At 54.0% G+C, this 22,623-nt stretch carries 19 protein-coding genes; 14 read left to right on the top strand and 5 right to left on the bottom strand.

Annotated features, from left to right (window positions below):
* The first annotated feature begins 46 nt into the window (after positions 1–46).
* From BD749_RS05180 to BD749_RS19660, 8 genes are all read left to right on the top strand, one after another.
* Entirely contained in the window at positions 47–4,111 is a 4,065-nt protein-coding gene (locus tag BD749_RS05180) for a response regulator (protein ID WP_101443278.1), read from the top strand.
* Entirely contained in the window at positions 4,101–4,931 is an 831-nt protein-coding gene (locus BD749_RS05185) for a CheR family methyltransferase (RefSeq protein ID WP_101443279.1), read from the top strand. Before BD749_RS05180 ends, BD749_RS05185 begins: the two co-directional genes overlap by 11 nt.
* Entirely contained in the window at positions 4,931–5,503 is a 573-nt protein-coding gene (locus tag BD749_RS05190) for a chemotaxis protein CheB (RefSeq protein ID WP_101443280.1), read from the top strand. The genes BD749_RS05185 and BD749_RS05190 overlap by 1 nt, the downstream gene beginning before the upstream one ends.
* Positions 5,493–6,698 (top strand): sensor histidine kinase, encoded by a 1,206-nt coding sequence (locus BD749_RS05195; protein ID WP_101443281.1) that lies wholly within the window; start codon positions 5,493–5,495, stop codon positions 6,696–6,698. Before BD749_RS05190 ends, BD749_RS05195 begins: the two co-directional genes overlap by 11 nt.
* 266 nt (positions 6,699–6,964) lie before the next feature.
* Positions 6,965–8,152, top strand: coding sequence for a D-arabinono-1,4-lactone oxidase (locus BD749_RS05200; protein ID WP_101443282.1), 1,188 nt, complete (start codon positions 6,965–6,967; stop codon positions 8,150–8,152).
* Positions 8,153–8,176: 24 nt separating this feature from the next.
* The gene (locus BD749_RS05205; RefSeq protein ID WP_101443283.1) at positions 8,177–8,557 is read left to right on the top strand and encodes a sensory rhodopsin transducer; all 381 of its coding nucleotides are present in this window, start codon (positions 8,177–8,179) and stop codon (positions 8,555–8,557) included.
* Between the two features lie 18 nt (positions 8,558–8,575).
* Positions 8,576–9,055 carry a DUF2721 domain-containing protein gene (locus tag BD749_RS05210; RefSeq protein WP_101443284.1) on the top strand — a complete coding sequence of 160 codons (480 nt, stop codon included), beginning with the start codon at positions 8,576–8,578 and terminating at the stop codon, positions 9,053–9,055.
* Positions 9,056–9,059: 4 nt separating this feature from the next.
* Positions 9,060–9,182 carry a hypothetical protein gene (locus tag BD749_RS19660; protein WP_262502978.1) on the top strand — a complete coding sequence of 41 codons (123 nt, stop codon included), beginning with the start codon at positions 9,060–9,062 and terminating at the stop codon, positions 9,180–9,182.
* Between the two features lie 474 nt (positions 9,183–9,656).
* Here the strand turns inward: BD749_RS19660 and BD749_RS05215 are convergent, their stop codons facing one another.
* On the bottom strand, positions 9,657–11,120 hold the full coding sequence (locus BD749_RS05215; protein ID WP_101443285.1) for an aminoacyl-histidine dipeptidase: 1,464 nt from the start codon (positions 11,118–11,120) through the stop codon (positions 9,657–9,659).
* Positions 11,121–11,290: 170 nt separating this feature from the next.
* Between BD749_RS05215 and BD749_RS05220 the strand changes: the two genes are divergently transcribed.
* The 3 genes from BD749_RS05220 to BD749_RS05230 all read left to right on the top strand — a co-directional run bounded on the left by BD749_RS05220 (position 11,291) and on the right by BD749_RS05230 (position 13,329).
* Positions 11,291–12,316 (top strand): phosphatase PAP2 family protein, encoded by a 1,026-nt coding sequence (locus tag BD749_RS05220; RefSeq protein WP_101443286.1) that lies wholly within the window; start codon positions 11,291–11,293, stop codon positions 12,314–12,316.
* A 97-nt stretch (positions 12,317–12,413) separates the two neighbouring features.
* Positions 12,414–12,839: an EamA family transporter gene (locus tag BD749_RS05225; protein ID WP_101443287.1), complete on the top strand. Its 426-nt coding sequence runs from the start codon at positions 12,414–12,416 to the stop codon at positions 12,837–12,839.
* Between the two features lie 4 nt (positions 12,840–12,843).
* Positions 12,844–13,329, top strand: a complete 486-nt coding sequence (locus tag BD749_RS05230) for a GNAT family N-acetyltransferase (protein ID WP_180336318.1) — start codon at positions 12,844–12,846, stop codon at positions 13,327–13,329.
* A gap of 99 nt (positions 13,330–13,428) precedes the next feature.
* Here the strand turns inward: BD749_RS05230 and BD749_RS05235 are convergent, their stop codons facing one another.
* Entirely contained in the window at positions 13,429–14,244 is an 816-nt protein-coding gene (locus tag BD749_RS05235) for a nucleotidyltransferase (protein WP_101443289.1), read from the bottom strand.
* Between the two features lie 238 nt (positions 14,245–14,482).
* Complete coding sequence (locus tag BD749_RS05240; RefSeq protein WP_245868740.1) at positions 14,483–15,796, bottom strand: glycoside hydrolase family 2 TIM barrel-domain containing protein; 1,314 nt, start codon at positions 15,794–15,796, stop codon at positions 14,483–14,485.
* Positions 15,797–16,021: 225 nt separating this feature from the next.
* Between BD749_RS05240 and BD749_RS05245 the strand changes: the two genes are divergently transcribed.
* The gene (locus tag BD749_RS05245; RefSeq protein ID WP_101443290.1) at positions 16,022–17,833 is read left to right on the top strand and encodes a glycosyltransferase family 2 protein; all 1,812 of its coding nucleotides are present in this window, start codon (positions 16,022–16,024) and stop codon (positions 17,831–17,833) included.
* Between the two features lie 84 nt (positions 17,834–17,917).
* On the top strand, positions 17,918–18,619 hold the full coding sequence (locus BD749_RS05250; RefSeq protein ID WP_101443291.1) for a hypothetical protein: 702 nt from the start codon (positions 17,918–17,920) through the stop codon (positions 18,617–18,619).
* A gap of 48 nt (positions 18,620–18,667) precedes the next feature.
* Here BD749_RS05250 and BD749_RS05255 read toward each other — a convergent pair whose 3' ends face one another.
* Positions 18,668–19,546, bottom strand: a complete 879-nt coding sequence (locus BD749_RS05255; RefSeq protein WP_101443292.1) for a glycoside hydrolase family 25 protein — start codon at positions 19,544–19,546, stop codon at positions 18,668–18,670.
* Positions 19,547–19,612: 66 nt separating this feature from the next.
* A complete protein-coding gene (locus BD749_RS05260; RefSeq protein ID WP_245868743.1) occupies positions 19,613–20,788 on the bottom strand; it encodes an alanine racemase in 1,176 nt (391 codons plus the stop codon).
* A gap of 164 nt (positions 20,789–20,952) precedes the next feature.
* On the opposite strand from BD749_RS05260, the gene hemN reads away from it, so the two are divergent.
* A complete protein-coding gene (gene hemN / locus BD749_RS05265; protein WP_101443293.1) occupies positions 20,953–22,323 on the top strand; it encodes an oxygen-independent coproporphyrinogen III oxidase in 1,371 nt (456 codons plus the stop codon).
* Positions 22,324–22,623: the final 300 nt, after the last annotated feature.

A 22,623-nucleotide genomic window follows, 5' to 3' on the forward strand; every position in this document is an offset into this window, starting at 1 on the left:
CTATCACAGGTTCTTATTCACCCTTGCTTAAAACGACGCACGTTCGATGAACATCATACGCAACCTGAAAATCAGGGACAAGCTCCTGCTCCTGCTGGCCCTGCTCCTCTTCCCGCTTGTTTACTTTGTGGCCACCACCGTGCAGCGCGAGATCGAAGAAAACGAGATGCTGCAGAATGAAGTGGTGCAGCTAAACGAGTCTGAAAAAATATCGGCCCTGGTACATGCCTTTCAGCGGGAGCGCGCCCGCATTCTGGCTGCCTCAGGCGGCGACTCCATTTTCATGCTCGATGCCCGCGCCCAGCGTGGCCTGACGGATGCAGCCGGGCTGGATCTTATCAATTTCCTGAGCGAGAACAGCCGCACCCTGCCCGCCATCAACATGCTGCAGAACCTCAACAAATACCGCTCAGAGCTCGACCAGGGCACGCTCGACCCGCTCGACTTCCGTCGCTATTCCTCGGAATTCATCTTTAGCATGCTCAACCGCATGGATGCCAGCGCCATCGGTGTGAACGATGCAGAAATCAGCAAGCAGCTAACCAGTTTCAAGAGTTTGTCGGAGGCGAAAGTGCACCTGGCCCGCATGCGCAGTCTGCTCATGAAGGCCCTGCAGGAAGGCGTCTTCTCGTACCAGGACTACGCCCAACTGATGGCACAGTACACGGCACACACAAACGCACTCGGCGACTTTTACCGCTACGGCGAACCGGAGGCGGTCAACGCGGTGCAGCAGACCGTGGTGTCAGACAAGTACAAGCGCGGCGAAGCCATCCTGAAGACCTTCCAGGACAACCCCGAAACAGACCTGAACGCATTTGATGCGGCCGCCGTGTACGCCTTGTTCACCGAGAATATCGAGGCCCTGCGCACAGCGGAGGTTACGCTGATAAACCAGATCCGGGAGGAAGTTGTGAACGAGAGCAAAACGAAGGAACGTTATTTACAGGTGCTGTTTGCCAGCCTGGTGCTGATTCTGCTGCTCGTTGGCTTCCTCTCCTATTACATCATCAGCCTGATCTCGAGCTCCCTTGCCACCCTTAAAAACGCCGCCGACCGCATCCGCCTTGGCGATACCGACGTGCAGATCGATATCGATAGCTCCGACGAGATCGGCAGTGTGGCGGCATCTTTCAGAGGTGTGGTGGAGAAAACGGTGATGCTCTCGGAAGTGACCAAAGCCATCGGTGAGGGCCGCTACGACATGGACGTACAACCGCAAAGCGACGCAGACATCCTCAGCCTCTCCATCCGCAACATGAAGGAGAACCTGTACACGTTTACCACCGAAAATGCCAACCGCAACTGGGTGCTCACCGGCGTGGCCGAGCTCAGCAATCTGATCGGGGGTGAGTCCACGCTCGACAATGTATCCAGACATGCCCTCTCCTACCTCTGCAATTACACCGACTCTGAGGCAGGTGTGCTATACCTGCATAACAACAACGGAAAACTGGAGCCGGCCGCCAGCTACGGTGTGCAGCAAAACAAGGCGCAACTACCGGTGTTCGAGGTTGGTGCTGGCCTGGTAGGCCAAACCGTGCAGGAGCGCAAGGTAAGAGTGCTGGAAGGCGTGCAGGAAAAGTACCTGCGCATCCGCTCAGGCCTTTCCGATATCGAACCGGCCACTGTCATCATCATCCCGCTTTACTTTGGCAACACCCTTGTCGGGGCGCTGGAAATGGCCTCGCGCACACCGTACAACGAGGTGCAGCGTCGCCTCCTCGACTCTGCCGCGGAGCGCATCTCGGTGCTAATTCATACCCTGAAAGCCCACCTGCAGACGCAGGAGCTGCTTTACGAAACACAAAACCAGGCCGAGGAACTGGAAACCCAGCAGGAAGAGCTGCGCCAACTGAACGCCGAACTGAAGGCCTCGGAAGAAGAGCTGCGCGTGAACCAGGAAGAACTGCAGGAAAAGAACGCCGAGCTCGAAGAGAAAGCCCAGCTACTGGAAGAGCAGTACGAAGCGCTCGGTGCCAAGAACAAAGCACTGGAAGATGCCCGCGAAGCCATTGAACTGAAAATACAGCAGGTGGAAACGGTGAGCAAGTACAAGAGCGACTTCCTGGCCAACATGAGCCACGAGCTGCGCACCCCGCTCAACAGCATTCTCATCCTTTCGCGCCTGCTCTCCGACAACACCGAGAACACATTGTCGGCAAAACAGATCGACCATGCCCAGATCATCCACAAATCGGGCAACGACCTGCTCCGGCTCATCAACGAGATCCTGGACCTGTCCAAGATCGAGTCGGGTATGGTGAAGCTGGAGACGGAGGAACTGAAACTGTCCGACATTTCGATGGAGCCGATGTTCAAGGAGCTGGCCGCCAAAAAGAAGATCAGCTTCAAAGAACGCCACCTGAACGGTGCATACAACAGCATCGTAACCGACCGCTTCCGCCTGGAGCAGATCCTGAAGAACTTTATCGGCAACGCCATCAAGTTTACCGACGAGGGCGGCGAAGTGGAGTTCAAGGTATACCCTGTGACGCAGCGTCCTGCCTTTAAATCGGAGCAGCTCCGCGATACACAGGACGTGGTGGCCTTTGCTGTGCGCGATACCGGCATCGGTATACCTGCCGACAAGCAGGAGGTCGTGTTCGAGGCCTTCCAGCAAGCCGACACCTCCACTACCCGCAAGTATGGCGGCACGGGCCTGGGGCTCACGATCAGCAAAGAGCTGGCAACGCTGCTTGGTGGCGAGCTGATGCTGGAGAGCGAGCCGGGCAAGGGCAGCACCTTTACGCTATACCTGCCCCGTATACCTGCCGGCGCAGCCAAAACCCCGACTGCGGCTCCTTTGCAACAGCTCGTGCATACCTACAAGGCGCCAGCGGCGGCAGCTTCTGCAGTTGCCGCAGAGTCGACTCCCCAGAACAAGAGCCGGGGCATGGGCCAGGTTATTCTGAACATGGAGCGCGAAGACAAAAAGGACATCGGCGTGCTGATCGTGGAAGACGACAAGGGCTTCAGCGACATTCTGGCGGATTTTGCCAAAGCGAAAAACTTCCGGGTACACCAGGCCTTTACCGGCCGTGATGGCCTGCGCATGGCCCTTGAGCACAAACCCGACGCCATGCTCCTCGACATTCACCTGCCGGACATGACTGGCTGGGACGTGCTCAAAAAAGTGCGCGAAGACAAAAACCTGCGCCACATGAACGTGCACGTGATGTCGGCCTACGACAAGGAGGTGATCGGCGAGCATGCCGAAAACGAAGAGTACCTGCCCAAGCCGGTTACGCTCGAAATGCTCAACAAGGCATTTGGCTCCATCGTGAACAAATCGGGAGCGAACATCGAGAACATCCTGATCGTGGAGGACAACGAGATCGAGAACAAAGCCGTGGCGGAGTTGCTGCTGGCCCATGGGCTCAAATCTACTTCGGCCTACTCAGCCGAAGAAGCTGAAAAGGTGCTGGCCAAGCAGAAAGTGGATTGTATTATCCTTGACCTGAACCTGCCGGGCATGAAAGGCTATGACTGGATGAAAAAGATCAAGTCGCAGACCAAACTCGGCGATATTCCGATCATTATTTACTCGGGCAAAGACCTGAGCGAAGATGAGGAGACCAGGCTGAAAGAGTTCGCCAACACGATCATCATCAAAAACGAATACTCGTACCTGCGCCTGCTCGACGAGGTGCAGCTCTTCCTGCACAAGGTAAACCAGAAGCTGCCACCGGGCAACGAGTTCAAGATGAAGCTGCACGTGCCCGAAGAAGTGCTGCGCGGCAAAAAAGTACTGCTGGTGGACGACGACGTGCGCAACATCTACTCGCTGAGCAGCCTGCTGGAACTGCACGGTATGCAGGTAATAGCAGCCTACGACGGCAGGGAGGCTTTGGAGAAACTTGACTCGGAACCAGGTATAGACATGGTGCTGATGGACGTGATGATGCCGGAAATGGACGGTATAGAAGCGACAAAACGAATCCGGAAGGATTTACGTTTTAAGCAACTGCCAATCATTTCACTCACCGCCAAGGCTATGAAAGAAGACAGAGAAAAATGCATAGAAGCCGGGGCTTCTGACTATATACCAAAACCAGTAGATACCGATAAATTGCTGACCCTGATGCGGGTCTGGTTGTATGAAGCCTGAGCAGGAAGAATTGTTTGAGCAGGAGGTAGAGGCGCTCATCAAGGAGATACACACCCAGTACGGATACGATTTCAGTGGCTACGCCCGGGCCTCGGTGTACCGTCGCATCAGGCGTTTTCTGGGGCAGAAGCACCTGCAGAGCATCGAAGAGCTGCGCAGGTTCCTGTTTACGGACAGCTTTTTCTTCGAGAATTTCCTGCAGGAGATTACCGTGAACGTGACGGAGATGTTCCGCGACCCGACTTTCTACAAGTCGCTGCGCGAAAACGTGCTCCCGATCCTGTCCACTTACCCCTTTATCAAGGTATGGGACGCGGGCTGCTCTACCGGCGAGGAGCTGTTCTCGCTGGCGATTTTGCTGGAGGAGGAAGGGTTGCTGGGCCGCACCAAGATCTACGCCACCGACATCAACCAAAAGGTGCTGCGGCAGGCCAAGGAAGGTATTTTCTCGGCATCGCACATGGCGGCCTATACCTCGGCCTATTACGCGGCAGGCGGTAAGCGCGATTTTGCAGAGTACTATACCAGCAACTACGGCAGCGTGAAATTTAACTCGTCGCTCGTCAGGAACGTGGTGTTTTACCCGCACAACCTGGCCACCGATAGTTCGTTCAACGAGTTTCACCTGATCGTGTGCCGCAACGTGCTTATCTACTTTAACCGGGCACTGCAGGAGCGGGTATACCACCTTTTCGATGAGAGCTTGGTTAGTTTGGGCTACCTGGGCCTGGGCAAGAAAGAAACGCTGGCCATGTCAGGCATCAGCGACAAGTATAGTTTTGTAGACAAGAACAACCGCATATACCGCAAAAACTCCTGATGCACGACAATTCCAGACTGATCGTAATGGGTGGCTCCTGGGGCGGCATACAGGCGTCGATGCGCATTTTGCAGGGCTTGCCTGCCGACTATAGCATTCCGATAGTGCTGGTGCTGCACCGTTTGCGCAACCACGAGGGCAGTCTGCAGGAACTCTACAGCAAAAAGCTGTTGCTGCAGGCCGTGGAAATAGACGATAAAACGCCTCTGGAAAAAGGCCATGTGTACATTGCGCCTGCCAACTACCACGTGCTGCTCGAAAAAGACCATACCTTCTCGCTCGACGACTCAGAGCTGGAGAACTACTCCCGCCCTTCCATCGACGTGACCTTTGCCAGCGCAGCCGATGTTTTCGGGAAAAATACGGTGGGCATTTTACTTAGCGGCGCCAGTAAAGACGGAAGTTCAGGATTAAAGTATATATTTGAAAAAAAGGGCACTGCCATTGTGCAGGATCCCGACGAAGCGGAGATCACTACGATGCCGCTGGCAGCCATCAACAGCACACCTGGCTGTAGTATCCTAAATGTCGAGCGCATACAAGCTTATTTGCTAACTTTACATGGACACTGACCACGACACCTTACCTATTACGACCTTGCCTACACCTACCCAACCGGTAAAGATTCTGCTCGTGGACGACAGGGAAGAAAACCTTGTCAGCCTGGCTAGCCTGCTATCGGAAGATGGCGACAATACCGACTACCTGTTTGCCAACTCAGGTGAGGAAGCCCTGAAAGTGGCGCTTCAGGAAGAGATAGCGCTGATCCTGCTGGACGTGCAGATGCCCGGCATGAACGGCTACGAAGTAGCCCGCTATCTGCGCGATATCTCCAAAACGCGGGATATCCCGATCATCTTCGTCACAGCCATCCACCAACAGGATGTGCATGTGATCGAGGGATTTGAGGCAGGCGCCATGGACTTCCTGTTCAAACCGCTTCACCCAGTCATCACCAAAGCCAAGGTAAGTGCTTTTGTGCGCTTCTACCTGCAGAAGAAGGAAATCGAACGAGCCCACAAGCGCACCCAGGAAATCAACCGCGAACTGGAAGAGCGTGTGAACGCCCGCACGGCCGAGCTCACCCGCGTAAACAAAGACCTGGACAACTTCGTCTATACCGCCTCGCACGACCTCAAAGCCCCGATCAACAACATCGAGGGACTGGCCATCGCACTGAAGGAAGTACTCGATAGCCCGGAACCAGACCGCGACGAGCTGAACATCATCATGGCCATGATCCAGGATGCCATCAGCCGATTTAAACATACCCTGATGGACCTGACGGAAGTGGCCAAGCTGCAGCACCAGGATGAAACAGCGGCTGAGAGTGTCCGCTTTGAGGAGCTGATCGATGACATCACCCTTAATATTCAGGACCTGATCTTCAAATACGACGCCACGATAGATACTGATTTCTCGGCAGCACCTGAGATGGTCTTCTCGCGCAAGAATCTGCGCAGCATTGTTTACAACCTGGTGTCGAATGCCATCAAGTACAGCTCGCCGGAGCGTAAGCCTATTATTGAGGTAAGCACTTACCGGGAGGATGCCTATACCGTATTCCGGGTGAAGGACAACGGGCTGGGCTTGAAGTCAGAGGACCGCGACAAGGTGTTTGATATGTTCAAGCGCCTGCACGCCCATGTAGAGGGAACCGGTGTGGGACTGGCCATTGTGAAGCGAATTGTGGAGAATTGCGACGGCAGAATAGAATGCGACAGCGAACAGGGCAAGGGCTCTGAGTTCAGGGTGTACCTGAAATAAAAAACTGGTATACCTTAGCTGGAATTATACTTTTAGATCTGGAAGGGGCGTCATAATGGCGCCCTTTTTGTTTCTCCATAAAAGCCAGGAACAGGTATAAGCCGCTGTAACGTCGGTTGCTGTTCATGAGCTGATTTGTTGTGCGGTCAGACGATGCGCTATACCTGTTGTATAAACCCCAAACAGAAGCTTCCGTTAAAGAACAGGAATTTATACCTGCGTGCCGCTGCGGCTACTACACAGGTATAGCAAACCAACATTCCTGTATGGCAAAAGAAGTTACCAACTGGTCAGGCAGTCTGTGTTTTACCCCAAAGCAGCTGCTATACCCCAAAAACGAAAAGGAAATAGCCAAAGCCGTCGCAAAATCGGCCAAAGAGGGGCGCAGTGTGCGCGTGACTGGCGCCCAGCACTCCTCCTCCCCCCTCATCGAAACGCAGGGCACCCTGATCTCACTCGACAAACTGCAGGGACTGGTCTCGCATGACAAAGAGGCAAACGAAGCCACTATTTACGCCGGCATGAAGGTGCACGACGCCGGGCAGGCGCTTTACAAGGTAGGGCTGGCCATGCACAACACCGGCGACGTGGACGTGCAGAATGTATCGGGAGCCATCGGCACAGGCACACACGGCACAGGCAAAAAACTGCAGAACCTGTCTACCATGCTCATCGGGGCCAGGCTCATCACTGCGTCCGGCGATATCATTGAAAAGCACATCGAAGACGATCCGGACTTTATACGGGCACTGCGCACGTCCATGGGTATGCTGGGCATATTCTCCCAGATCAGGCTGAAGCTGGAGCCGGCTTTCAAACTGCATCGGCGCGAGTGGTGCACCCATATTGAGAACTGCCTGGAGCACCTCGACGAACTGGCCGAAAGCAACCGTAACTTTGACTTCTACTGGTACCCCCGCTCCGACATGGCCAAGATCCGCACGCTGAACAAACCCGGAGACGAAACAGCCGACCTGCCCTACGCCACCTGCGTGAAAGAAGAGGAAGGCTGGAGCCACGAGATTCTGCCACGCAAGCGCACCCTGAAGTTCGACGAGATGGAGTATGCCCTGCCTGCTGAGAACGGCCCGGCCTGTTTTGAGGCTGTGCGCAAGCGCGTGAAGGAAAAGCATCGCAAAGAAGTGGCCTGGCGCGTGCTCTATCGCACCATTGCGCCCGACGATGCCTACCTTAGCCCCTACCCGACCGACTCCGTCACCATTTCGCTCCACCACAATGCGGGGCTTCCCTTCTGGGATTATTTCAAAGACATCGAGCCGATCTTTCTGGAGCATGGTGGCCGTCCGCATTGGGGCAAGAAGCACACGCTCACAGCCAAAGAACTACGCCCGCTATACCCTGAATTTGACACGTTTTTGAAGGTGCGCGAAGAAATGGACCCGCATGGCGTATTCCTGACGCCCTACATGCGCCGCCTTATGGGCATTGACTAAACCAGCGAAAGAGAAACATCTGACATGAAACCACAAAAAATAGGCAGCAAGCAATGGGTGATTCCGGGTGGCCATATTCCCTTTGGCACCAACGGCAAAGAGCCCGAATTCACAAGTCACGACCGGCTCAGCATCCTGAACACCTCAGGCAAAGAGGCCGATATTGAACTCACCATCTATTACCAGGACCGAGACCCCGACGGCCCCTACCCCATTTGTGTGGAGGCGCAGCGCATGAAGGAAGTGCGCTTCAACGACCTGATCGACCCGCTGGCTATACCGCTGGACACACCCTACGCCTGCGTGCTGCATTCGAGTGTGCCGGTGGTGGTGCAGTTCAGCCGGCAGGATACCCGGCAATCGGCCAACGCTATTGCCACCACCATGGCCTTTCCTGTCGCCTAAGCAAGGTATAGCAAACCCATGGACAACCTCTCCTCTGCCCTAACGATCCTTTCGGCCATGATCACCCCGGCCATTCTGATCATGGCCAGTGGCTCGCTCATACTCACAACATCGCAGCGGCTAAGTCGCAGCATGGAGCGGGTGCGCAAACTGAACGAACTCTACAGAACCCTAACCAGCAAGGAAGAACTTACCCAGGCTGACCTGGGAGAGAAGGCTTTTCTGCTGGAGTTGCTCATGCGGGCCACCCGCCGTTGCCGATTGCTGCAACGCGCCATGACGAGCCTCTACCTGACCCTCGGTGTTTTTGTGGCTACCAGCATCGCCATTGCCCTGCTGGACGTCTTGAATTTGCCCTACGCCTGGGCCGTAACGTTGCTGAGCCTGATCGGAGCCGGCTTTCTGTTCTATGCCAGCCTGCTGCTGATCGTGGAGTCCAGGATTGCGCTGCAGGCTGTGGATCGGGAAATGGATTGGGTGATGCGGGTGAGTAAGTGAGGTAATGGCGCTGGTGTCATGGCGCGCTACAGGTATTGTGAAGTCTCTGGCCCAAGTAACCTATACCTATACCTATACCTATACCTATACCTATACCTGGCGTAGCTTCTGCATTCCTGCACTCTAAGCCCGTTTTGTTCCATTGCTTCGCCTGTGCGGCGGGCACTCACTTTTTTCCTTGATGAAAAAATCGAGGGCCCCTACCCCACTCGCTGACCGCTCAAACAAAAAATCGTCGCTGGTGCACCTGGCTCAAGTTATCTGTTCCATAGCTGGAAGGGCAAATTAGTCCTGCTATACCTGCAAGTGTTTTTTGCTACAGCGCCTAAACCCATCGTATGGTAGTTACAGCATAGTCCCTCTTGGGGATAGGGGCTCTCGACAAAGAAAGGGGCAGGGTATGACAATCGTGCACGGCTTCCTCCCCTGTTTTTAGGGGAGGGCGGGGTGACCCATTTGCTGCGAAAATCCTGATTCAGACAAAAAAGGCAACAGTGCAACTTCGAGCATTAACAAACCATCCTAGACGTAAACACAGAAAAAAAGCCCTCCCCTATTTCTAAGGAAGGGCTGATTATCTTGTTAAGCGACATTCAGGGAATTATGCTTTTGCCGGTATCCGCTCCAGGGTATCGAGCAGGAAATCCCAGTATTTCTGAACGGAACTGATCTGCACTTTTTCGTCCGGGGAGTGGGCACCGCGGATGTTCGGACCAAAGGAGATCATCTCCATTTCCGGGTAATTGGCCCCGATGATGCCGCACTCCAAGCCGGCGTGGCAGGCGTTCACGTGGGCTTCTCCGTTATACTTTTCTTTGTAAAGGTCGCTCATGAGCTGCACAATGCCAGCACCCGGACGAGGCATCCAGCCCGGATATGAGCCACTTAGACTTACCGAGGCACCAGCCAGCTCTAGCGCGCTCTGAATAGCCGCCGCCAGGTCCATTTTCTCGCTGTCCACGGAGCTGCGGGTGAGGCACTGTACGGTCAGTTTGCCGTCCTGTACCAGCACACGGGCCACGTTATTGGAGGTCTGCACCAAATGCGCTATATCCGGGCTCATGCGGTATACGCCGTTGTGGCAGGCATAAAGCGCACGAAGCAGCTTAGCCTGATAATCGGCTGGCAGCACCTGCTGCGGTGCTTCAACCTGCTCTACCGTAACTGTTAAGTTCGGATCGGTTGTAGCGTGCTCGTTCTTCAGGATAGCGGTCAGTTCTTTCGCAAAATTTTCGAAGGCAGTAGCCTCACCAGCAGGTATAGCCACCACGGCCACCGACTCACGCGGAATGGCATTGCGAAGGCTTCCACCGTCAATCGAGCCGATGCGTAGCCCGGCCTTTTCAGCAGCTTGGTGCAGCAAGCGGTTCATCAGTTTATTCGCATTCCCGCGACCCAGGTAAATGTCCATACCAGAGTGGCCACCGGTCAGGCCTTTGATGCTTATCTTATAACCTTTGTAGTCCCCGCTTATACCTTCGGGCTGGTAGCTGCCGCTGGCGTTAATGTCTACACCGCCGGCGCAACCGATGGTCAGCTCGGTATCGTCTTCGGTGTCGAGGTTGAGCATGATCTCCGCCTCCAGCATACCGCCTTTCAGACCGAGGGCACCGGTCATACCTGTTTCTTCGTCCACTGTAAACAGCGCCTCGATAGCCGGGTGTGCAATGTCCTTCGAAGCTAACAAGGTCATGATCGTGGCTACACCAATTCCGTTGTCAGCGCCCAGTGTTGTGCCGCGTGCTTTCACCCAGTCACCGTCCACATACATGTCGATGCCCTGCGTGTCGAAGTCGAAATCGGTGTCGGCGTTTTTCTGGTGCACCATGTCCACGTGGCTCTGGATCAATACCGTCTTGCGGTCTTCCATACCTGCAGTAGCAGGCTTCTTGATGATGACGTTGCCGATCTCGTCCTGTATGGTTTCAAGGCCGAGCTTCTGGCCAAATTCCATCATAAAGGCGACTACGCGCTCTTCTTTTTTAGAAGGACGCGGAACGGCGTTCAGATCAGCAAAATTATTCCAGAGGGCTTTCGGTTCGAGTGCTCTTACTTCGGTGCTCATGTATGGTTTTCTATTTTTTTGATTGAAATGCTAGTGTATACCTGTATGTAGGCGTACAAATTAGTTGGCGCTAAGGTAATTTAATTTTTTTTCAAACCCTTGCGTCTTTCCCCCCGCCTCGCAGTCATCCTGATGAATTAGAAACTAAAACACTAATAACAATTCATCATATGGAACCGATCTATCAATTCGCAACACCACAGTCTATCGAAAACCAAAAAGCCGAACAGCAGAAACGAGCTGCTACGCGGCAAGTAAATACAGGCAAGTGCTGCGAAGCGGCAGAGGCCCAAAAAGTCAACTCCTCTTCTACCCTGCTTGCCCTTTCCTTTGTTTTACTGACCAGCTTGTTTGCCAACTTCGCAGCTAACGCGCAAACGGCTATGGTTTTGCATAGCAACAACAGCAAAACTTCTAAGGAAAATAAAGCTGATGTAGCCATTCGCTCCCTGGATGACATCACCTTCCCCGAAGCGGACTTTAAGCGTGGGGCTTACCTGAAGTTGCGCACGGTATACGTGGATGTGCCGGTGAGCAAGTTTAAGCTGAAACCTTTCCCGGCTAACAGCTCTGCCGAAACCCGCGCTGAACTCGACTTCCTGCTGCATTTGCAGAAGACCCGCAATGCTGAGGCTATTAACCGCACCGAAACCATGGCCAACATTTACTTCGATCCACTGACCACCAACCCTGCAGATGCAGACTATACCCGCAACATCAACAGCCTGTTCTATATCGGCCGTGATTTGGGTCCGTGGTTCAATGCAGAAAACCTGCCCGTTACTGCACAAGTGCTGCAAAATGTGATTCAGGACGCCACTTATTATATCTTCTCACTCAAAGCTGATTTCAATCGCCCGCGTCCGTACCAGCTCGATGCCCGTCTGGAAAATCTGGAGGCACCGGGCCACGCCTCCTACCCTAGCGGACACTCTTCTACCTCCCATGTACACGCCTACATCCTGAGCCACATTTTCCCGGAATATAAAGATCATTTCATGGGAGTAGCCAGCGATATGGCCTTTTCACGCGAGACCCGCGGTGTGCATTACCCAAGCGACTCGGAAGCAGGTAAGGAGTTTGCCCGCCAGTTTGTGGAAGAGCTGATGAAGAGCCAAAAATTCCGCACGGATCTGGAAGCCATGAAAGCTGAGATCGTGCAGGCAAGAGCTGGAAATCAGCTCTCTGAAAAGTAAAAATGGTCAGGCTAAAGGGCTGGTAAATATTTTAGGCCCAGACTAGCAGGAGAGAACAAAACCTGTCGTACTATTGCAGCCTAAAATTTAGAGAATAATGGAATCTTGGTTAGGATATGCACTGGTTGCCATGCTCACAGGGGGCGTGGCAATGGTGTTTGCGAAGATGGGAATGAATAACAACGCCAATGAACACCTGGCTTTGGTTATACGCACAGGGGTGTTGTTTATGATGGTGCTGGGCCACGCCCTCTACGCAGGTGGCCTCAAGACAGCCAGGCTGATCGACAACAAAACGCTGACTTGGTTTATACTGGCGGGCGCCTGCACAGCCGTCTACTGGATTCTCTATTTCAAAGCCATTAAAACAGCCGATGTGTCGGTGGTGGCCACGATAGACCGGGCAGGTATACTCGTCACGGTGGGCCTCTCCTACTTTCTGCTGAACGAGCCGCTCACGCCGCGCCTGCTGCTGGGTATGGGCGTGATCTTGTGCGGTACGCTTATACTTATCTGGAAATAGACAGATGATACACATTGAACCAATGCAAGTGGAGCATGCACACGACGTGCTTCGCATTTACGCCGAAGGACTGGTAACAGGCTTTTCCACTTTCAACACCGAAGTGCCTACTTGGGAGGAATGGGACCGCAACCACCTGCCGCATACCCGATTGGTAGCAACCGAAAGTGCTGAGGTGCTGGGATGGGTAGCGCTATTGCCTGTTTCTTCCAGGAGCTGCTACCGGGGTGTGGCCGAGTTCAGTATTTACATAGCTGCCCGCCACCGGGGCAGAGGTATAGCCGACCAGCTCATGCGCGCTATGATCGAAAAGAGCGAAGCCAATGGCATCTGGACCCTGCAATCCTCCACCTTCGCCGACAACCTGACCAGCCTGCGCCTGCAGGAGCGGCACGGTTTCCGGCAGATTGGCTACCGCGACCGCATTGCCCAATTACACGGCGTTTGGCGCAATACCATTCTGCTGGAGCGGCGCAGCGATAAGTTCTGAAACAAGAAAGGCCCTGTTTGAACAGGGCCCTTCTTGATATGCCCAGGTACAGTCTTTCGCTAAAACTATACCTGGGATGTGCTTACAGGTGACAGTCGCTTAGATCGTGCGCATGGTCAGTGCTTTGTAATCCCATACCGTGATATCGTGACCATACTGGGTCTGGTCGATGTAGGGTCCGCGGCAGATCTTCTCTTTGGGTGTTTCCACGTCATACTGCTCTTTGGCGCGTAGCAGCAATTCGTCCATCAGCCAGCGGGGAATAATATCGCGGTCGGAAGGGTATACGAAGTGAAAGCTCATGAACTGCGCCAGCACCAGTTGCCAGTGTTGTTCGGTATAAGACCACAGGCGATTCCAATCGAGTTTTTCGCCACAGCGAAGGATCAGGTGATTGATGTCGGAGCCGTCGTAGCGCTCCCGGTTCTGCACGTACAGCTTGCACCAGATGAGTTCTTCGGGCGGCATGAACTTCACTTTCACGCCGTACAGTTCTCCTTCGGTGGCATACTCAAACCAGCGGTCATCCACGGGGCAGAGGCTGGCTGGGTTGTTGTAAATCAGATCCATCAGGTGATCTCCCTTTTTGGCTTTGGCCAGCCAGCGGGCGTCTGTCATTTCGGTGTAGTAGCCGCTCTCGGCAAAGGTCTTGAGGATGCGGGGGCACTCCCCTACTTTACAGAAAATGTCGAGGTCTTTCGTGGCTCTGTTGATGCCGGTGTACATGTCCAGGGCGAGTCCGCCCCCTACCAGAAACTTAGCCTCGCTTTTTACCAGCAGATTCAGCGCTTCTTTGTAAAAGTCTTCTGCCGATAATTCTCCGGGTGCCTTCTGGCCATTCTTCCCCACGGGCAAAGCAGCTTTTACCGCCGCCGGGGCCTTCTTTATTTTTGTATTATTCAGTTGCTTGCTCATGTGTTCAATTCAGGCTCTTGGATCTTCGAAATGTTCAGCTGGAGACAGTATGGCCTGAAGACTGTGGTTATGGGCGACAGTCTAAATTGTACTACTCCTAAATCTAAAACTGAGGTAAGTGGTTTACTGCTGAAAAGCCGAATTGGTTGTAGCACTTACTAAATAAACAATCAGATAAGTTAAGTTGCGGTTGCTTAAATCAAAAACAGCGCAGCGAATTGCATACAAGGCTTTTGTTCTAGTAAAAATCCAAGGCGGAGCTGAAGGTGTTTCCGGCTTTCACATAAAACGGGAAGTTGGCGGTGGCCACATTTCCCTGTCCGTCATACACATAGGTATAGAGTCTGTAAGCGCCATCTTTTTCCGGAGCCTTCAAGGTAACGCTATTGCCTGATACCTGCTGAATGGCACCCTGTATCATCTCCGGTTTCTGCTCTTTTATGGCGTTTCCGTCTTCGCTCACGGTTTCGGGCAGCAGCTCCCACTTCACCTGCAGGCTATCGCCGTCGGGGTCGGTGGCGAACACAGCGGCCGTAGAGAGCTCACCGGGCTGCAGGTATACCTGGTCGGATGGGAAGATATTCTTGAGCGATAGGTAGGCAATATGCGGCGCCCGGTTAAAGTCGCGCTCTCCGCTCCAGATCTCCCGCATCACCTGCGCCATTTCGGTTTCTTCGCCTGTATCGGTCATGATGCTGAACCAGGTCGGGGTCGTTTCATACTTGTAGCCCCAGATAAAAGCATAGGCACCCAGGCAGCGGTCAGGGTCGTTTAGCACCGTCTTTTCATACCGTTCGCGGGCAAATGCGGCTTTCTCCGAGCTGGTTTGCTCGAGGGGCGCATACCACCAGGTGGTTCTGGTTTCCCAGTAACCCTGCCCCCCGAACTCAGCGATAACATAGGGCCCGTCCCAGTTGGTGTCGCGCAGTTCGGCAGACAAATTATGGAGGGCACCAAATGAGTTGATGGACAGGATATCAATGGCCGGACAGCGACGCTTGATGAGGTTCACGACTTGTTTTGGCACGTTCATGACAGTGGTCGTCGTCGGGTGATTGGGATCGATTTCATGGATCATTTCGGCTACCCCATTCACGGCATCCCATACCTTCACGTTCGAGCCTTCGGCGTACAATTCGTTGCCCACCACCCACATCAGCAGGGCCGGGTGGTCTTTATATTTCAGCACTTCCGCGCGCAGGCGCTCCTTCTGGGCAGCCACATCGTCTTTGTCGTAGTAATTAAAGCCCTCGCGCTCACGCTCCATCCATAGCCCCAGCATAACGGTTAGCCCCTGTTGGTGCGCTTCGTCGAGCAGGCGCTGGGTGTCTTCGTCGGTGTGCCATACCCGTATGGAGTTGCCGCCATAGGCCGCCACCTTGTCGAAATGCTCATAACCGGCGGCACCTTTTATAAAGTACGGTTTGCCATGGCGGTATAAGGTATACTTCTCGCCCTCCTTCACCACTTCTACTGTGCGGCCTGTTTTGGTATACCGCTGGTTATCAGACGATTTAAAAGAACAGGCGCTAAGAAGAAGTAAGCAAAACAAAAAAATTGTACTCTTACCGGTAAAAGTAACCATGCCGTGGGTGAACATATTTCGGGAATAGCAGGATAAGTGTGATAAAAATGAAGGTAAAGCAATAGAACTTTTGAGGCTAGTACGAGTATAAACTTCAGATGTTATTGCACATGACCATCTCAAACCATGCAAATCAGCACTTGCATGAAAATTAAGCCACCCTATTAAGATACTATACGACCTCTTTCGCTGATGTTTAACATTCCTGCCAGTAATCCGAAAGTTCAGCATACCTCTATTCCCGGCGTCGAACCCAAACAGAGAGACATTCTGACGATCCGGCTGATGATTGTGATGGGCCTGATCACGATGGCGCTTTTCCTGTACTGGTTTATAGACAAAGATCACATCGGCTACCTGCCGCTCTTCATTATGCTCACGACCGCCCTGGGCTTCAAGCTGCTCCGAACCCTGCACGAGTGGTATCATTACTTTGACGTGAGCGTGCCGGTAAAACCCAAGCTGCGCACGAAGTTTAAGGTAGACGTGCTCACCACGTTTTGTCCCGGCGAACCTTACGACATGATCATCAACACGCTGGAAGCCATTCAGCGCATCCGCTACCCGCACACCACCTACCTCTGCGACGAGGCTGACGACCCGTTTCTGCGGAAGGAGTGCGCACGGCTCGGGGTGATCCATGTTACGCGTACCCAGAAGATCAATGCCAAAGCCGGCAATATCAACAATGCCCTGAAACAAGCCACCGGCGACATCTGCCTGGTGCTGGACCCCGACCACGTGCCCGTGCCTGAGTTTCTGGATGAGGTGCTCCCCTACTTCGAGGACCCCGAGATTGGCTATGTGCAGTGCGTGCAGGCCTATTACAATCAGAAAGAAAGCCTGGTGGCTTATGGCGCCGCCGAGCAGACCTACAACTTTTACGGCCCGATGATGATGGGCATGAACGCCCACGGCACGGCCCAGGCCATCGGCGCCAACTGTACCTTCCGCCGCAGCGCCCTCGACAGCATTGGCGGGCATGCCGCCGGCCTGGCCGAGGACATGCACACGGCCATGCAACTGCATGCCAAAGGCTGGAAATCGGTGTATGTGCCCAAGATACTCAACCGCGGACTAGTGCCGGGCACGCTTTCGGCTTACTACAAACAACAGGTAAAGTGGAGCCGAGGCACTTTTGAGCTGCTGTTTACGGTATACCCGAAGCTCTTCAGGGACTTCACCTGGCGGCAGCGCATTCACTACGGTACACTGCCGCTTTACTACCTTTTCGGTGTGTTCAACCTGATTGATTTCCTAATTCCTTCGCTGGCGCTGATCATGGCGGAGTTTCCGTGGTATGTGTCGTTGGGGGAGTTCCTGATCATGTTCACACCGTTCTTTTTGATCTCCATTGCCATCCGGCAGTATGCACAGCGCTGGTACCACGAGAAAAACGAGAAGGGTTTTCACCTGTTCGGCGGCATTCTGCGCACCGGCACCTGGTGGATCTTCCTGCTGGGGCTCATCTACTCTATTTTCCGGGTGAAGGTGCCTTACATTCCAACGCCCAAAGACGACAAACCAAAAAACAACTGGCTGCTGAGTTTGCCAAACATGCTGATGGTCGGGCTGATGCTGGGGGCTATTGCTTATAGCCAGCACCTGTACGGCCACCTCTACACCAATCCCTATGTGCAGATGATGGCCATGTTCTCGCTGGTGAACATCGGTATACTGGGTGCCGTGGTGGTGATCGGGCAGGAGAAATTCATCCAGTGGTTGCGCCATAACGTGCTGCACGCCCGCCTGCTGCAACCTGTCCTGCAGCCGCTCCGGTTTGCCATTTGGCGTACGCGCCACAGTTTTTACGACGGCATCCGCTACGTGGCCATCGTCATCACCATGGTCTCGGTGGCTGTGTCGGCCAGTTTCCTCATGTTTGGCTACAAACCCTACAACACCCCACAACGGCAGGACCAGCCGCTTGTACAAAAACCTGCCAAGCCAGGGGCCCGCACCCATGCCACGCTTCCGGTGAGCATGCCGCCCGTTCCGCAATAAGTCGGGCACAAAATACCCAACAGTTGCTGTTCGCTCCCGTTAATAAGGATAGTGTATCGATGTAAAACGCTAAAACTTAAGACTATGAACAGATACTCATCAGACCGGGACCAGGATCGCCACGACAGGGATTTCCATACCCACCGCTCGGAGCGCTACCGCCATCCGGAACAGGACAGGGGCTATCGTTTCGACGATTATGGCTCTGCCGCGCACGGTGGCTACGGCAACGAGAGCTACCAGGACACCTGGGGCAACCAAGGCAACGAACGGGGCGGCTCGCGCAACTATTCCCGCACCAACATCACCGACAACAACACCTACAGCACCTCGCGCAACTACGGTAACATGGGCAGCTATGGCGGGGCGCAGGGCTTCGGCGACAGCAGAGGCGGCCGCCATGACTCGGAACATCCATTTGATAGCGGCATGGGGCAGCGTGGCAGGTATAGCGAAGAACGCAGGGATTACAACCGCCACAACAGGTATGGCTCCAGCCGCGAGGACCTGTACGGGAACGAGGTTTCGCGCCGATTCGAGGGTCGTGCCGGACAGGAGCGTTACGACTTTGAGCGCGATGACTACTATAGCTCTAATTACGGCGACGACCAGGGCAACTACATGGGCAGCGGCTACCACCGCGAGTCGCGCAGCCGGTATGGCGAAGGCGACTATGGCTCGAGTGGCTACCTGGAGCCAGGCAGTAGTCGCAACAGGGAACGGTACAGACAGAACCGCCCACGCGAATTTAACACAGCCCGCAACCGCTGGGGAAACGACTGGTAGTACCTAACGGCAAAATAGTTTCGGATTTAAAAACAACAAAGGCGCAGTTTATCGCTGCGCCTTCGCTGTTTTGGCTGGTTCCTTTGGTTGAATACACAGCTTAAGAATGTCTTTCTTAGTCCCGTAAAAGATATTGCAGTCCACAGGTCCCCGTATACCTTCGATCACGCCACGGTCGGTATGCTGCCAAAACGAGAGCAGGGCGCGGTCGGTGCGCTGCATCTGCAGCTCTTTCACGTTATAATGCGCGATCCAGAGAGTATACTCGTCAAAAAAGCCCTCCAGGTAATCCTTATAAAAGCTGTAACCGGTATAGATGATCGGTTTAACGCCATAGGCGCGCTCCACACGCACAAGCCACTCTTTTATGTCGCCCCGGAAATGGTTGAGCGGTTGCTTGCCGCGCACCTCCACATCGAGCACAGGCGGCAGGTCTCCGGGCTGCAGCACCACAGTTTGGATGAAGTTGCGGGCCTGCTCCTCCGGCGACACATTGGGGCGGTAAAAGTGGTAGGCTCCCCTAATGATGCCCACTTCCTGCGTTCCTTCCCAGTTACGCTCGTAATGGCTATCCTTTAGCTTAACCCCCTCTGTGGCTTTGATAAAGGCAAAAGACACGTCGTTGTCGCGCACCTTCTCCCAGTTAATCTTGCGCTGGTACTTCGATACATCTATGCCGAGAATGGTATTGCCGAGCGGACTATGGCCTTCTGGCCAGATGGGCTGCTCCTTTTCCGTAAAAAACTCCACGTAGAGCACCAGCAGGCCAATGGCAGCCACTACCCCTACCCCGATCCAGAAAGGCAGCCTGGACTGCTTTTTCTTGCCTTTTTTACGTTTCGGCGCGGCGCGGGGCACCCTGGGGGCCTGTGTGGCCTTGGGCGTTTTGATGGGCTTAAGCGGGGCAGGCGTTTTAACGGTGCTCATGGTTTGCGCTGGGGAAGGCAAATATATACCTTATCCGGCTAATTGCTCAGCAGGACATATCAAAATTTAGCGGCCTGTGCCCGACAGGTGCTCCAGTTGTGTGCCATCAAGCAAGGTATAGCCGCGCATGGCGTCGGCCGTCAGGCAGGAGTGCACGGGCAGGATCCCCACCAGGTCACCGATCTGATACCGGTCAAACAATGCTTTGCTGGCCCGTATGGTGCCATGCTCCTGCGACAGCGACACGACTTCTATACCTGCCAGCGGCTCCGACCAACCTGTGTCAGTTAGCTCTACCACTCGCCCATAAATCGTGGAGCCGTCTGCTCCTGTTAGACTGTCTTTGGAGAAATGCACACTGCCGCCGTGCACGATGATCTCGTTTCGCTCCGGATGTTTGGCAATGACCGGGCAGGCCATGCACACCGCTATCTGACTGTAGTGACAGGAGCCGATGTGCTGCTGGGTGAGGTCATAGAACACGTAATTGCCTGGTCGTATCTCGTCGACGCCGCTGATGGTTTGCAAAATACTGCAGGAAGGTGTATCGCCGATCGATACTTTCAGATCCGGAAAACGGGCCTTAAACCTGTCGCGCACCAGATTCAGGAGAAAGACCGTGGTGTGGTGGATGGTGCGAATGGCATCGGTGTCAGATTGTTTATAGGTATGGCCGTCGTGTGCGAGCACACCCGTGAAATGCAGTTTATCGCTTTGCTCCAGCAGGGCCACCATGGCATCGAGCTGCTCGTGGCTGTGCGGCAGAATCCCGGTGCGGTGATAACCCGTGTCGATCTTGAGCCAGAGGTTAACGGGGTACTGCAGCTGTTCAGTCAGCGCCTGCACCGTCTCGATGTTTACCGACACCAGGTGCAACTGCACTTTTGCCGCCAGTTCGTTCACTAGTGCCATGTCGCGGATGTTGACGGGTATAGCCACCAGTATATCGTCCCAACCGTGGTTGGCAAAGTAGCGGGCCATCTTTAGCGACGACACCGTAATGCCCGTTGTGCCCCGCTCCCGGAACCACTCCCCCACCTGTGCCGACTGATGGGTTTTGAAGTGCGGTCGCAGCCGGATGTTGTTCCGCTCCGCCTTCTCGGCCATCATTTCGATGTTCTGGCGACATTTTTTTTCATCGAGCAAAAGTGTGGTTTCTGTGATATGGTCGAGCATGTTGTTCTTCTTTAACAGGTATAGCGGGGAGGTCGGGTGCAGGTATAGCTCCTGCGTTTTGGGCATAAAAAATCTTTTTCATGACAAAGATCACCCCTTTTCGCTGTCATAAATTTGAGAAAAAAGGTTTGTACTGACAAATGTCATTTCTTCAGCGGCCTGGGTGCCCGACCTTTGTATCCATAATGAAGCAGCTGTTGCTTCGATGTACCATTTTAGAAGAACACAAGATGAAAACTGCTGCAACCCCTGCTGAATTACTGGCCAAGTACGATGTACCATCGCCACGCTATACCAGCTACCCGACCGTACCGTTCTGGGACGAAAGGCCCCTGACCGAGGAACGCTGGAAGAGCCATGTGCAGCAGGCTTTCCGCGCTACAAATAAAAAAGAGGGCATCAGCCTATACCTGCACCTGCCTTTTTGTGAGAAACTTTGTACCTACTGCGGCTGTAACAAGCGCATCACCAAAAACCACGCAGTGGAGTCGCCTTACCTGGAGGCTCTGCTGAAGGAATGGGAGCAATACCTGGCCCTGTTCGACGAAAAACCACGCATTACGGAGCTGCACCTGGGCGGTGGAACGCCTACATTCTTCAGCGCAGCCAATCTGAAAAATTTGCTGGAGCGCCTGCTGGCGCCTGCCGAGGTAACGCCTAACGCCGCTTTCAGCATCGAAGTGCACCCGAACGCCACCAACCGCGAACAGCTGGAAGTTCTTTACGATCTGGGTTTCCGCAGACTGAGCGTCGGTATACAGGACTTCGACCCTTATGTGCAACTGGTGATCAACCGCATCCAGACTTTCGAGAAGACAAAGGAGATTTTTGACATTGCCCGTGAGATCGGCTATACCTCTATCAACGGCGACATCATTTACGGCTTGCCGCACCAGACGGCAAACAGCGTACGCCATACCATCGAGAAAGTAAAAGAGCTGCGCCCGGAGCGTATCGCCTTCTATAGCTACGCACACGTGCCTTGGAAGAGCAAAGGCCAGCGCCGTTACTCCGAGACCGACCTGCCTGCGCCGGACGTAAAACGCGGTTTGTACGAACTGGGCCGTGCCATGCTCGAAGAAGCCGGCTACATCGAAACAGGGATGGACCACTTTGCTTTGCCAGAAGACGAGCTTTGCATCGCGGCCGCTAATGGCACACTCCATCGCAATTTCATGGGCTATACGCCACGCCATACTGAGCTGCTGATTGGCCTGGGCTGCTCCAGCATCTCCGACACGGGCACGGCTTTCATGCAGAACATCAAAGAAGTGGAGGCTTACGAAGAAACTGTTCTAACGGGTCACTTGCCACTATTCAAAGGCCACGAGCTGACTAGCGAGGACAAGCTGCTGCGCACCCACATCCAAAACCTGATGTGCCGCGACTACACCAGCTGGGAAGCCGAAGAACTGCCTTATTTTGTAGATGCGCTAATGCGTCTGCAACCGCTAGCAGACGATGGGTTGGTAGAATACAGCAACCAGGATATACAGGTACTGCCTGCTGGCAAGCCTTTCATACGCAACATTGCCATGTGCCTGGATGCACGCCTGTGGGCCAGCAAGTTAACTGTACCGATTTTCAGTAAGTCTGTTTAAGGTGAGAGGATTGATTTTGTAAATATTCAGACTGAAGAGCAAGGTCCGGGTACCGCAAGGTATACCGGGCTTTTGTTTTAGTATCACTATAGAGAGATCTTCCTCGCTCGTGATGGGTATAGAGGGGCCTCTGGCCTAGGTATAGCTACTGCTGTTAGCATACGAACCAGAGTTGTGTTATAGCTTCGCCTGTGCGGCGGGCACTCACTTTTTTTCTTGATAAAAAAATCGAGGGCCCCTACCCCCAGTAAGCAAAAAAATCAAGACGCTCCAAACTCGCTGAACGCTCTTGACAGGGGG

The organism is Pontibacter ramchanderi (genome assembly GCF_002846395.1).
GTDB lineage: Bacteria > Bacteroidota > Bacteroidia > Cytophagales > Hymenobacteraceae > Pontibacter > Pontibacter ramchanderi.